A 13177-nucleotide genomic window follows, 5' to 3' on the forward strand; every position below is an offset into this window, starting at 1 on the left:
TCATCTCGCTCTACCTCCCAAACGTGTGGTTTACCCGTAAAGGTAGAACCGGGGTGGGGGCAGCTCTCATAGTTTCTACCCGGCTCGCGCCGGCGCCGTAGATACGCCGATGCCGATCAAGTCGTAGGTCGGCTGCTCTCGGCAGCCGACGATAGCCTATCCTGCGTCGCTCGACGGCTGCGCCCGCACGGGAATCACCGGTGCCTCGGTGGTCTGCAGCCGGTCGGCGCTGGGAGCGCAGCCGAAATAGTGGCGGTAGACGCGGGAGAAGTGCTCCAGCGAGTTGAAGCCGGCGCTGGCCGCCACCTCGGCCACCGAGAGATCGGTCTGCTGGAGCAGGCGGTGGGCGCGGTTGACTCGCAGCCATATGTAGTAACGGATGGGGGGCACGTCGAGCTCGGCCTTGAAGTGGCGCTCGAGCTGGCGCACCGACACACCCAGTCGTTCGGCGAGCGCGCCGGCGGACAACGGGGTTTCGATGTACTCGCGCATCAGGCGTAAGGCGCGGCGTACCAGGGGGTTGGCGACTTCTTCGGCGCCGTGGCCGTCGGTGAGCTGCGGGGTGTTCCCTTGCCGGGGCGGACGGGCTAGCAGGTGATGGCGAAGCTCGGCGAGGACGTGCTCGTCGATGTGCGCCTCGAGCCAGTGGAGCATCATGTCGAGCACCGCGGTGCCGCCGGCGCAGGACAGCCGCCGGGGCTCGACCGTGTACAGCCCCGGCGTCACGTGGACATCCGGATAGAGTTCCTGGAAACCGTCACGATTGTCCCAGTGCACCGCAGCGCCGTGGCCGGTCATCAGTCCGGCGGCCGCGAGTACCTCGGTACCCGTCTCGATGCCGGCGAGCTCGAGGCCGGCGGCCGCCGCGCGCCGCAGCCAGACTTTCGCCCGGCGGTCGTCGGCGTAGGTCTTGGTCTCGAAGCTCGCGAACACGAAGACGCTATCCAGCGTCTCCGGCGCCGGTAGCGTCGCTTCTACCGGGACGGGCACGCCGCTGCTGGCAATCACCGGCCGGCCGTCCACTGACAGCAGTTGCCACTCGAACAGCGGCCGCTGGGCGAGCCAGTTCAGGATGAACAGGGGCTCGATCACCAGCCCCAGCTCCACGAAGGAGAACTGGGGCAGCAGCAGTGCGCCGATGCGATGGGCGCTGGTGGCGGCGCGCATGAAGGCCCTCCGCGTTCTGTTGGGCTGGCAGCGCTACTCGCGGAACGCCGGCTCCTCCCGGTCGAGCATGCGCATGAGCGCGGCGAAGTGGTCTTCCGCCAGGCCGGGGTAGGCGAGCCACTGCTCGGCGGTGCGCCGTGCCACCGCCGGCGGCGGAAGGCGCAGGGGCCGCCCTGTGGCGAGAGCGTCCAGATAGGTCCGACACGCTCGCTCGAAGTAATACAGGTTATCGAAAGCGTGGGCCACCGTCTCGCCCAGGGCAATCACGCCGTGGTTGCCGAGCAGCACAATGGCGATATCGCCCCCGGCGAGGGTGGCCAGGCGCTCGGCCTCTTCGCCGAGACCCATGCCGTCGAACTCCGTGTCCACGGCCATGCGTTCATAGAAGCGCATGGCGTTCTGGTCCACCGGCGGTAGCTGGGGGGCCTGCAGGCAGGAAAGCGCCGTCGCGGCCGGCGCATGGGTGTGCAGGACACAGCGGTGCTGCGGGTGACGGCGGTGGAGGGCGCCGTGGATGCACCAGGCGGTGGGGTCCACGCCGTTGGGTTGCTCGGCCGCGTCGGCGTCGACCTCCACCAGCTCGCTGGCACGCACCTCGGAGAAGTGACGGCCGGCCGGGTTAACGAGAAACCGTGTGCCGTCGTCGGAGGTGGCGACACTGAAGTGATTGGCCACGGCTTCGTGCAGGTCGTACCGTGCCGCCCAGCGCAGTGCGCAGGCGAGCTCGGCGCGCAGGTCGTTCGTGGAAGGGGTGCTCATTGCTCGAACGCCTCCTCGTCGGCGTATTGAATCCAGCTCGTCTTCTGCGCCATGTATTTGTGCATGCCGGTGATGGCGTAGTCCCGGCCGATGCCCGACTGCTTCATGCCCCCGAATGGCGTCTGCAGGCTGACGGCGTCGACGGTGTTCACCGACACGGTGCCGGCGGCCACCGCGCGGGTCATGCGGTGCGCGCGGGCGAGGCTCGCGGTCCACACCGAGGCGGCGAGACCATAGATGCTCGCATTGGCGAGGGCAACGGCTTCCGCTTCGGTGTCGAAGGTGGTCACGGCGAGCACGGGGCCGAAGATTTCTTCACGGGCGATACGGGCATCGGCGGGCACGTCCGTGAACACCGTGGGCGCGATGAAGTGTCCGCCCGGGTGAACGGAAACGGCGTCGCCGCCGCAGCGCAGGGTCGCTTCCTCGCGCCCCATGGCGATGTAGTCGAGCACCTTCTGGTGCTGGCGGGCATTGATCATCGCGCCGAAGTCGCTCGCCGGGTCGAGGGGATCGCCCGGGCGGAGACTGCGGACGCGCTCGAGCAGTCGCTCGATGAACGTCTCGGCGATGCCACGCTGGACCAGCAGTCGTGAGTGCGCGGAGCACACCTGACCGGCATGGGTGAAGATACCGGCGATGGTATTCTCCACGGCGGCGTCGATGTCGTGGCAGTCGTCGAAGACCACGTTGGGGCTCTTGCCGCCGCACTCGAGCCACACCGGCTTCATGTTGGATTCCGCCGAGTAGGCGAGGAAGCGCTTGCCGATCCCGGTGGAGCCGGTGAAACCGAGCACGTCCACGTCCGGATGACGGCCCAGGGGCTCGCCGGCGTCGGCACCGAAGCCGGGTACTACGTTGAGCGCACCCGCCGGCAGGCCGGCGGCGGTGGCGAGCTCGGCGAGGCGTAGCGCCGACAGCGGCGTGTCCTCGGCCGGTTTGAGCACGACGGTGTTGCCGGCGGCGAGCGCCGGTGCGACTTTCACCGCGGCGTTGTGCAGCGGGAAGTTCCACGGCACCACTGCGCCGACCACGCCCGCGGGTTCGTAAGTCACCGTCGCCAGCGTTCCCGGCGGAGCGGGGGCGACTTCCTCGTGTACCTTGTCGATCGCTTCGCCGAACCACTGGAAGAGCTTGGCGGTCTCTTCGACGTCGTCCAGGGCCTCGTCGATGCACTTGCCGCCGTCGACGGCGTCGAGCACCGCGAGCTCTTCGGCGTTCGCGCGCACGCTCTCGGCGATGGCGAGCATGACGGTTTTGCGGGCCGCCGGGTCCTGATTCCACCAGGCCCCGGATCCATGCACCCGCCGGGCGACGGCCACCGCGCGGTCAACATCGCTCGCGTCGCAGGCGGCGACTTCCGCGATCAATTCGCCAGTGGCGGGGTTATGGGTCCGGAACCGCGCGCCGCTCGCCGCTGGCGTGAACTCGCCGTCGATGTAGGTGTCGGTGGGGGCGGTGAGCTCGGCGGCCTTGGCGCGCCAATAATCGTGGGCGGGTTGGTCCATTGCTGCCTCCGTCAATTCGTATGCATTCGCGTCCGGGGCCCGTCGGCGAGGCCCACGAGGACGCCGGTTCAAAGGTCCAGCACGAGGCGTTCGCTGCGCGGGCGTGAGACGCAGACGAACATCAGATCGCCGGCAGCCTTCTCGTCGTCGGTCTGGATGGCGTCGCGGTGATCCACTTCGCCCTCGATCACCGGCACGGCGCAGGTGCCGCAGATGCCGTCCTGGCAGACGGTTTCCACGGTGACACCGGCACGGTTCAGGCATTCGAGAACGCTTTCGCCGGGCTCCAGCGTGAGCTCGCGGCCGGAGCGGTGGAGCTCGATGCGGCACGGCAACTCGGCGGCCGTGTCGGCCGGTGCCGCGTCATTGCGAAACCGTTCGCTGCGCACGCTCCCGGCTGGCCAGTCCCGTGTGGTGTCGGCGACGGCGTCCAGCAGGCCACCCGGGCCGCATACGTAGAGCTGTCGACCCGGCGCGGGCGCGCCCACGAGCGTGGCCAAATCGGGGCGGCCGCACTCGTCTTCGGCGTGCAGTGTGAGCGCACCCGCCTGCAGCCGTTCTGCCAGCGTCCGTGCGAACGCGGCGCGTGTGCGGCTTCGCACCAGATAGTGCAGCTGAAATCGCCGTCCCAGGCTCGTGAGTCGCATCGCCATGGCGAACAACGGTGTGATGCCGATGCCTCCGGCAATGAGGACGTAGGCCTCGCCGCTTTCGTCGAGTGCGAAGTGGTTGCGCGGCGCACTGATCGCCAGCCGATCGCCGAGGCGCAGGCGCTCGACGATATAGGCCGAGCCGCCACGGGAGGACTCGTCCCGCAGGACACCGAGGCGATAGCGAGGCTCCCCCGGGTTCATCAGCGAGTACTGCCGGATCAGCCCACCGGGCAGGTGCACGTCCACATGGGCGCCTGCATTGGCCGGGGGCAGCGGCGCGCCATCGGCGGCGGCGAGCTCCACCGCCTTGACGCCGTCGGCGGCCGTCCACTGGTCGGCCACTACGGCGGTGATCGTCGCGTCGTCGGTCATGGGGCGACTCCCATTGGCGTCGGTCGCGGTCATGGTGTCAGCGCTGCTGGGTCTGCCAGTTCGGGTGGATCCAGGCCGGTGCCTCGGAGGCCGGCAGCGGATCGCGGCCACGGATCATGTCCGCCGCCTTCTCGGCGATCATCACCGTGGGCGCATTGGTGTTGCCGCTGACGATGGTGGGCATGATCGAGGCGTCCACTACCCGCAGGCCCTCGAGGCCGTGCACCTGTAGGCTCGGGTCCACGACCGCCTCGGGGTCGCCGTCAGGCCCCATCTTGCAGGTGCCGGCGGCGTGGTAACCGGTCTCGGTGATCCGGCGCGCCCAGGCGTCCAGGTCGGCATCCTCGTCCACGCCCGGTCCGGGCGTGATCTCCTCGCCGCGAAGGTCGTCGAAGGCGGGCTGTTCGACGATCTCACGCACGTGGTGCACGGCGGCACGCATGTCCGCGCGGTCGTGCTCGGTGGCCAGGTAGTTGAACACGATTTCCGGGCTCGCCGATGGCTCGGTGGAGCGAAGGCGAACGTGGCCCAGGCTCGTCGGGCGCATGAGGTCGATGTGCACCTGGAAACCGTGTCCGCGAACCGGGGCCATGTCGCCCTGGGCAACGGCGAGCGGCATGAACGTGAGCTGAAGGTCCGGGTGCTCCACGCCCGCGCGGGAGCGGATGAACGCACCCGCCTCGAAGTGATTGCTGCCCGCCAGGCCGCCTCGATCGGCGAACCAGCGCAGACCCACGGCGAATTTGCGCGGCGCCACCGTCCAGGGGTAAAGCGAGATGGGTTGCCGGCTTCGGTAGGCGACCAAGGTGTCCGGATGATCGCTCAGGCGTTGACCCACGCCGGGGAGCTCGTGCACGGGTGCGATGTCGTGGCGGTGGAGCTCCTCGCCCGGACCAACGCCGGAGAGCATCAGTAGCTGCGGGCTGTTGATCGCGCCCGCGGCGAGAATGACCTCGGCGTCGGCATGGGCGTGCACGCGTTGACTGCCCTTACGGTAAGCGACGCCCGTGGCGCGTTTGCCTTCGAAAAGTACCCGCTCGGTGAGTGCACCGGTGACCACCGTGAGGTTGTTGCGGGACCGGGCGGCGGCGAGGTAACCCCGTGCGGTGCTCCAGCGCCGTCCGCCCCAGGTCGTGCGGTCCACGCGGCCGAAGCCCTCCTGGCGGTAGCCGTTGACGTCATCGGTGATGCCGTAGTCCGCTTGCTCGCCGGCGGCGACGAAGGCGGCGCACAGGGGCGTCGTCGTATCGCCGGAGGTCACGCGGAGATGGCCCGCATCGCCATGGTAGGCGTCGGCGCCACGGTCGTGGCGTTCGGACCGGATGAAGTAGGGCAGCACGTGGCGATAGCCCCAGCCTTGGCAGCCGCTGGCCTCCCAGGCGTCGTAGTCGCGGGCGTGGCCACGGATGTAGACCATGCCGTTGATGGACGACGACCCCCCGAGGCCGCGGCCCCGGGGCGTGGCGATGTGGCGGCCGTCGAGGTAGGGCTCCGGCCCGGACCAGTAGTGCCAGTTGTAGCGGCGGCTACCGATGGCCTGCGCCATGCCCGAGGGCATGTGGATCGCCCAGGAGCGGTCGCGCGGGCCGGCCTCCAGCAGTAGCACGCTGGTCACGCCGTCTTCGGTGAGTCGGTTGGCGAGCACGCAGCCCGCCGAACCGGCACCGACGATGATGTAGTCGTATCGGTTCATGTCGTGGGTAGGTCCGTGCTGCGGACTACTTCTCAGCGAGATTCAGCGATTCGAGGTGCTCGATGGCCGCCTGCTCGCCGTCCGCGGTGGTCACGCCGTCGAGCCACTCCGCCACGATCTCGTCGTTCGCGGCGATCCAGTCAGCGGCCACCCGCTCGGCGGGGATGTCGTCGTAGCTGTGGTCGTAGATCCACTGGCTCTGGGTACTGACCGGCACCACCATCTGGCTGAGAAAGCGCGCCACGTTGGGACGTTCGGCCTCCAGATCGGCCCGGGCGGCGGTGTAGACCGCGCTCTTATCGCCCCACATTCCTTCCGGGTCGGCCAGATACTTCAGGTCGTAGGTGATGTTCATCCAGTGGGGCTCCCACGCCTGGAAGGCGATCCAGCGCTTCTCCTCCACGGCCTTGCCTACTTCGGCGAGCATGCCGCTGACGCTGGAGGGCAGTACACGCCAGCCGTCGAGGTCGTAAGTGTCGTCCTTGATCGCCTTCTTCATGATCTCGTTGCCGGCGTTGCCGGCCTCGATACCGTAGAGCGTGCGGCCGAACTTGTCGGCGTGCTCGGCAAGGTCGGTCAGCGAGTGCACGCCCGCCTCCCAGACATACTTCGGCACGGCGATCTTGTAGCGGGCGCCCTCGATATTGCGCGCGAGCTCGACGGCCGTGCCTTCCTCCAGCAGCGGGTCGAGCATGTGGCTCTGGGACGGACGCCAGACCGCGAGCTCAGCGTCGAGCTGGTCCATGCTGATGGACTTCAGCAGGATCGAGGTGCTCGCGTTCACGGTCTCGGTTTCGTAGCCCAGGTGTTCGAGAATCTGGGCAGCCACCTCGGTCTTCACGGTGGCTCCGGGCCACGGCGGCGTGCCGAGGCGGACCGGCTCGGCGGCGGCCGTCATCTGGCTGATGGCGATGGCAGCGACGGCTGCCAGCCAGCGCGGCCAGCGTCGGGTAGTGTCGGTATTTCGGATGGACATACGTTGTACTCCTCCAGGGTTGGGTTGCGCGCGTCGTCTCGCGCGTGCGGGTAGTCGGGACGGGCGTCAGAAGCCGCAGACGCCGCCCCCGTCGACGGCGAGCATCGCGCCGTTCGTGAATGCCGCCTCCTTGCTGGCTAGATAGAGGATCGCCTCGGCCACCTCCCGGGGCTCGGCCATGCGGCCGAGTGGCGCACGGGCGTTCGCCCGGCGCAGGTAGGCGTCGGAGTCGTCCGCCGCTTCGGCGGCCCGGGCGATCATGCCCGTGTTGACGTTGCCCGGGCAGACGCAGTTGACGCGGACATCCGGCGCGAGCTCCAGCGCAAGGGTGCGTGTCAGGTTCACCACGGCACCCTTGGCCGCGGAGTAGGCTGCGCCCAGCGGGTAGCCGATAAGGCCGGCGTCGGAGGCGACGTTGACAGCGTTGCCTTTGCTCGCCCGCAGGGCGGGTAGAGCAGCCTGAATCGCGAAGAAGGTTCCGCCCGCGTTGACACCCATGTGGCGGTCCCAGTGGTCCTGGGTGGTCTCGGCGACGGGCACCTCCTCGAATACGCCGGCGGCGTTGACGAGGACGTCCAGTCCGCCGAGGGCGGTGAGCGCCTGCTTCACGACCCGGGCGCACTCGGTCTGCGTGCCCACTGGGCCGATGGCGGGAACCAGACCGCCGCGCTCCAGCTCGGCGGACAGGCCCTCGAAACGTTCCTGGCTGCGGGCGCCGACGGCGATACGGGCGCCTTCCTCGGCGAATCGCGCCACGGTGGCGGCGCCAATACCGCCCGTGCCGCCGATGACGAGCACACGCTGGCCGGCAAAGCGCATGGCTGAGCCTCCGTTGCCGGGGGCGGGCGTCAGGCGCCCGCGTTCCCGTGAATGTGGCCGTGCACGAGTGTGTGGAAGTGGTGAACCAGGTGCTCGCTCTCGTTACTACGCTGAGCGTCGATCATGTAACGGCCCTGATCGAAGCCGCGGGAGCGAACGCCCTTCTGAACCGCGATGTTGAGGTCGATGTCTTCGGGGCCGAGCTTTTCGTTCATCCACTCCATGCACGCCTGCGTGACCTCCGGCAGCGTCTCGTGAGCGCTGTAGTAGCCGAAGCGCAGCAGGCTCTTCTCCGGGCCCAGGGGGATCATCAGGAACGTTCCCAGGCACTCGGAAAAGGGGAAGGTGTAGAAGGTGTTGTGGGGCCACAGGCCGATGTTGAAGAAGCAGTCGTCCTTCCGTGGCGCGCGGTGCAGGGGCGCGCCGTAGGCCTCGGTGGCGTGCTGATTCGCCGGGCCGATGTAGGTCCACCAGTGGTCGTACTGACGCAGCGTGTAGCCGTCGAAGTCGATCAGGTCGGCGAGGTCGACGTGGTGCGGTCCGGAGAGGCGAAAGTGGTACCCCTCGATGGAGTTGTCCATGATGACCTTCCAGTTGGCGGGCACCACGAAGTCCTTCTCCCCGACCAGGCGCATGCTGTCGAGCTGCGGGAATACACGCCGCATTTCTGCATCAGCCCCGGGGAAGAGCTCCTGCATCGAGGGCGCGTTGGGGTCCAGGTTGAAGTAGTAGAAGCCGCCGAACTTTTCCACCCGCACTTGCGGGATGGACCAGTTGGACTTGTCGAAGTCCTTCAACCGATCGCTGCGCGGTGCGGAGCGCAGGGCGCCATCGTGGCCGTAGCACCAGGAGTGGTACGGGCAGCGGAAGACGCCCTTCTGTACGCCGCGGTCCTCCTCCACCAGCCGCGTGCCGCGGTGCTGGCAGACGTTGTGGAACGCGTGGACCCGGCCGTCGCGGCCTCGGGTGGCGACGATGCTCTGATCGAAGATGTCGCGCACGATGAACGCGCCGGGCTCGCCGAGTTCGCTCGTGTGGCCGATGAGATGCCACGCGCTCATGAATATGCGCTCCTGCTCCAGGCGGAAGAGCTCGTCGTCGTAGAAGTAACGGGCTGGCAGGGTGAGCGCGGTTTCGGGGTCGGCGCTCGCCCAGTCGCTGGCTGTCACCATCGATTCTCTCCGTTGCTTGTCCGAGGACAGGGACTGCCCTGTGGCGTTGACGGTGGGAATGCTAGCGACAGTCAGCTCGCATTGATTGACGAAAAAGCACGTGTTTTGTCGTTCTGATTTGATAATTAACGACAATTTTTGTCGTTGAATGCAAGGTTATGAGCGACAAATGGGGTTTCGTCTCCCCGACAAACTTGAGAAAAAACGTCAACCCAGCATTGTGCTGCGGGGGGAGAACGATGAAACCGACGCGGCCGGTGGCGCCGTGATGTCAGTCAGCGGGAATGTAGTTGTCGCGGCAATAGAGCTCGCGGAAGCCGGCACGCGGGAGGTTGTGGTAGGAGTGCTGCGGGTCGCCCGGCACTGCCTCGCCGGTCGTGGCGTAGAGAGTGCGGCAGCCCAGTGCACGGGCTTGATCGATGCGCGTGGCCAGCAACGCGCTCTGGCTGCCATGACCCCGGTATTCAGGGCGAGTAGCGGCCCAGTCGCACCAACCCACTTCGCCGTCGACGAACAGAGCGCCTGTGCCCACGGGCTCGTCACCGGCGAAGCCGAGAAAGATGTGCCACCCAGGCCGCCCGACGAGCTGCGCCAGCAGCTCGCCACCGGTCGGCGTGAGATCGAAGCCGCTGGCGGCGATGCGCCCGAAGGCCGCGGCCGTCTCGGCGGTAGCCTCGGCGATGTGCAGGTCCGTTCTCGCGTTCCACGAGGTGTCGGTATCGCGGATGAACTTCACCCAGCGTCGGTGAGGCTTCATGCCTGTCTGCGCCAGCCAGTCCACGATCTCCGGCGGTTGCGCGGCCTCGTGCAGGTGCAGGAAGAAACGGCCGGCGCCTGCATCCGCGTACAGGCGGCGGATGGCGGCGATGGTATCCGGCGTGGCCGGGGTTTCCAGGCCCAGGCCGAGTGTGCGGTTGAGCAGAATGCTCGGGTCGCCGGCAGCGATGGAGACGAAGGCGCCGTCCACCACCGCCTGCTTCAGCCCCAGAGAGTGCGTCAACGACTCTGAAGCGGCGCCGTGCAGCGCCTCCATGGCGGCCCGCTCCATACGCTCCGCGCTCAGGTGACTCCTGGAGACTTTGGTACGGGATCCACGGGCCATGGCACCCACCTGCTATCGACGCGCATGCTGGTCTTTCAATCAAAGAACCGTGTGCGGCGGCGGTCAAGTTCGGATAGTACCGGGGCGTGGCGAGGGACGAGTGCTCGGGCGCGACAAGCGTAGCAGCGTGATCACATGGCGCTGGAGATGATGGCTTCCGCATAGAGGCCATTGGTGGTGGCACTGGCACGTGTGTCACCGGCGCTCGTCCGACGACCATGCGCGTGGATCAACCGATACTCCGGCGGTGACGGAGAAGCGGGTGAATGCCGATTATCGGGATGTTCGCGGGTCACTCCTCCCTGGCTGGATGGATTCGAGTCGCTCGGTGAACCCGGGACTCCGGTAACGCAGCGATTCGGCTTGCATGTGGAGCGCGGGGCACACCGTGTCGGTGCCCCGGCGTCGGCGCGTGTGCCTGGCGATCATCCGATGCTAGTACGCATTTGTAACCATTTCACTTCCAATTAGCGATTGTTATCAATATAGTTCCGCGAATAATTTCACTCTGCTGCGCAAGCGGTGCATCAGACAGAAGAAAACGGACAGGGAGGTTGCATGCCCGCCATCCACGCTATCGATCTGGCCGCGCGGCGCTCGCGCACGGCCCTGTGGGCCGCGCTGACGCTGACGGCGGCTGTGCTGCTGCTCGCGTCGACCGCGGCGGTGGCGCGATCGGGGCCGACCGTCATCCACGTGGATGCCAGCGCCAGTGGCGTGAACGACGGTTCCAGCTGGTCCGACGCTTACACCGCCCTGCAGGACGCCTTCGACGAGGTCAATGCCAGTCCCGGCACGGATTAACAGATCTGGATCGCCTCGGGTGTGTACTACCCGGACGAGGGGGGCTGGCACACCGACAATGACCGGACGGAGAGTTTCACGCTCAGGCGTGACGGTGTCGAGATCCATGGCGGGTTCGCGGGGGGCGAGAGCGCGCTCGCGGAGCGCGATATCAGCGGCAATGCGCCGGTGGTGCTTTCCGGCGATATCGATCACGACAATGGCGGGGCCGATGTAACCAACGCCGATGGCGTTACCGAGACCGCGGCGGGTGTCCAAGGCAACAACAGTTACAACGTCCTCCATTTTTACGGCAGCGGCAGTGCCAACATTACCGCCGCCACGGGTCTCGACGGCGTCACCGTCACGGCCGGCAATGCCGATGGCCCCGCCCCGTATCACGCAGGCGGTGGTCTGAAGTGCAGTGGCGCCCATAGTGGCGACAATGTCTGCAGCCCGACGGTCACGAATGCCACCTTCGCCGGTAACAGTGCTGGCGATATTGGCGGAGCGATCTACAACGCCGGCCAAAGAGGCGGCACCAGCAGCCCGACGATCACCAACGCCGCCTTCGCCGGCAACCGTGCCGGCATCAGCGGCGGGGCGATCTACAATAATGGCAATGGTGGCACCAGCAGCAATGGCAATGGTGGCACCAGCAGCAATGGCAATGGTGGCACCAGCAGCCCGATGATCATCAACGCCGTTTTCTTCGACAACCGGGCCGACGACGGCGGGGCGATCTACAATTCCGGCCGCGCCGGCGGCACCAGCAGCCCGACGATCACCAACGCGACTTTCTTGGAGAATAGGGCCGATAATGGGGGTGCGGCTATCTCGAACAATGGCGGTGCCGGCACTAGCCGCCCACTCATCTCCAACGCCATCTTGTACGACTTTACCGCGGCAGCGGATGTCGCTGGGGGTGAGCTCGGGGGCGATGCCGAGATCTACAATAGTGGTGACGCGTCGCCGACATTGGACCACGCCCTGGTCGTAGGAGGCTGCCCGACGGGGGCGTTGTGCACGGCCGTGAGCGATCTCGTGATCGGTTACGATGGTCGATTCATCGATATTTTGAACCCGGCTGGCCCCGACGGGCGGTTTGCCACCGGTGACGACGGTCTGCGATTGGGTCTCGCCAGCGCGGCGCGGGACCGGGGCGACGACGCGCTGCCGGGCGATAGTGCGGATCTGGACGGAGACGGTAATACCACCGAGGCGTTACCTCTCGACATCGTCGGGGGCGACCGCATTCAGGGTGCTCACGTGGACCTGGGCGCCTACGAGGCCGGTGCCGCCTACACCATCGGCGGCACCATTGCCGGGCTGGCAGGCGGCAATAGCCTCACGTTACGAAACAACGGTGGCGATGATCTCAAGGTCACTGCCAATGGCTCATTCGCGTTCGCGGCGCGGGTGCTCGACGGGGACAGCTATGAGGTGACCGCGGCCACGCAACCCACGGGTCCGATCCAGACCTGCACCGTCGCCAACGGTTCCGGCACTGTCAGCGGTACCAACGTCACGACTGTCGAGGTCACCTGCCAGACCGACACGCATACCGACACGCATACCATTGGCGGCGAGGTCTCGGGGCTCGATGCCGGGAAGAGCGTCGTTCTGGCGGAGGCCGACAGCGGTCAGACCGTGACGGTTTCGGCGGACGGCAGCTTCACGTTCCCCTGGGGGGTCGCCGACGGCTCGGGCTATACCGTTACTGTCTCGGACCAGCCCGCCGGCCAGGCCTGCGCCGTTTCCGACGGCAGTGGCACGGTCAGCGGTGGCGACGTTTCCGATATCCAGGTCGCGTGTGCAGTGGGCACCCACCTGGTCATGGTGACATTCAAGGGGGACGGTAAGGTCGAGCCACACTACCGCACGGTTACCCATGGCGAGACGGCGGCGTTCACGGTCACGCCTGCGGAAGGCCACCGTGCGACGGTTGCCGGCGACTGCCCCGCGGGCAGGCTCGCGGGCACCGCCTACACGACCGGTGCGATCACCGACGCCTGTACGGTCAACGTGACCTTCGAGCGGATACCGCCGACGCTCGCGCTAACCGGCGGCAACGGCCAGGCGGTGGCCGTTGGCAAGTAAGCGTCCGCTGACGACCGTCTTGCGCGAGAGCGGGGTGATGGTTACGTGTTGATCTCGTCGGTGAACTCGCCGT

Annotated in this window: 11 protein-coding genes; 2 read left to right on the plus strand and 9 right to left on the minus strand. The window is 67.2% G+C overall.

Annotated features, from left to right (window positions below; all coding sequences use genetic code 11):
• Positions 1-156: 156 nt before the first annotated feature.
• From ACPEES_RS22115 to ACPEES_RS22155, 9 genes are all read right to left on the minus strand, one after another.
• Positions 157-1167, minus strand: a complete 1011-nt coding sequence (locus tag ACPEES_RS22115) for a GlxA family transcriptional regulator (RefSeq protein ID WP_435106424.1) — start codon at positions 1165-1167, stop codon at positions 157-159.
• Between the two features lie 33 nt (positions 1168-1200).
• A complete protein-coding gene (locus ACPEES_RS22120) occupies positions 1201-1926 on the minus strand; it encodes a class II aldolase/adducin family protein (RefSeq protein WP_435106426.1) in 726 nt (241 codons plus the stop codon).
• On the minus strand, positions 1923-3434 hold the full coding sequence (locus ACPEES_RS22125) for an aldehyde dehydrogenase (protein WP_435106428.1): 1512 nt from the start codon (positions 3432-3434) through the stop codon (positions 1923-1925). Before ACPEES_RS22125 ends, ACPEES_RS22120 begins: the two co-directional genes overlap by 4 nt.
• 68 nt (positions 3435-3502) lie before the next feature.
• A complete protein-coding gene (locus ACPEES_RS22130) occupies positions 3503-4459 on the minus strand; it encodes a PDR/VanB family oxidoreductase (protein ID WP_435106430.1) in 957 nt (318 codons plus the stop codon).
• Between the two features lie 37 nt (positions 4460-4496).
• Entirely contained in the window at positions 4497-6152 is a 1656-nt protein-coding gene (locus ACPEES_RS22135) for a choline dehydrogenase (RefSeq protein ID WP_435106432.1), read from the minus strand.
• A 25-nt stretch (positions 6153-6177) separates the two neighbouring features.
• Entirely contained in the window at positions 6178-7128 is a 951-nt protein-coding gene (locus tag ACPEES_RS22140) for an ABC transporter substrate-binding protein (protein WP_435106435.1), read from the minus strand.
• Positions 7129-7194: 66 nt separating this feature from the next.
• Complete coding sequence (locus tag ACPEES_RS22145; RefSeq protein ID WP_435106437.1) at positions 7195-7947, minus strand: SDR family NAD(P)-dependent oxidoreductase; 753 nt, start codon at positions 7945-7947, stop codon at positions 7195-7197.
• 29 nt (positions 7948-7976) lie between these two features.
• Positions 7977-9119, minus strand: a complete 1143-nt coding sequence (locus ACPEES_RS22150; protein ID WP_435106439.1) for an aromatic ring-hydroxylating oxygenase subunit alpha — start codon at positions 9117-9119, stop codon at positions 7977-7979.
• Between the two features lie 271 nt (positions 9120-9390).
• Entirely contained in the window at positions 9391-10221 is an 831-nt protein-coding gene (locus ACPEES_RS22155) for a GNAT family N-acetyltransferase (protein WP_435106442.1), read from the minus strand.
• Between the two features lie 558 nt (positions 10222-10779).
• Between ACPEES_RS22155 and ACPEES_RS22160 the strand changes: the two genes are divergently transcribed.
• Together ACPEES_RS22160 and ACPEES_RS22165 are read left to right on the plus strand one after the other, a co-directional pair.
• Positions 10780-11025, plus strand: a complete 246-nt coding sequence (locus ACPEES_RS22160) for a hypothetical protein (protein WP_435106444.1) — start codon at positions 10780-10782, stop codon at positions 11023-11025.
• Between the two features lie 21 nt (positions 11026-11046).
• A complete protein-coding gene (locus tag ACPEES_RS22165; RefSeq protein WP_435106446.1) occupies positions 11047-13104 on the plus strand; it encodes a hypothetical protein in 2058 nt (685 codons plus the stop codon).
• The last annotated feature ends 73 nt before the right edge of the window (positions 13105-13177 follow it).

The organism is Arhodomonas sp. AD133, from assembly GCF_051195215.1.
In the GTDB taxonomy this organism is placed as follows: Bacteria; Pseudomonadota; Gammaproteobacteria; order Nitrococcales; family Nitrococcaceae; genus Arhodomonas.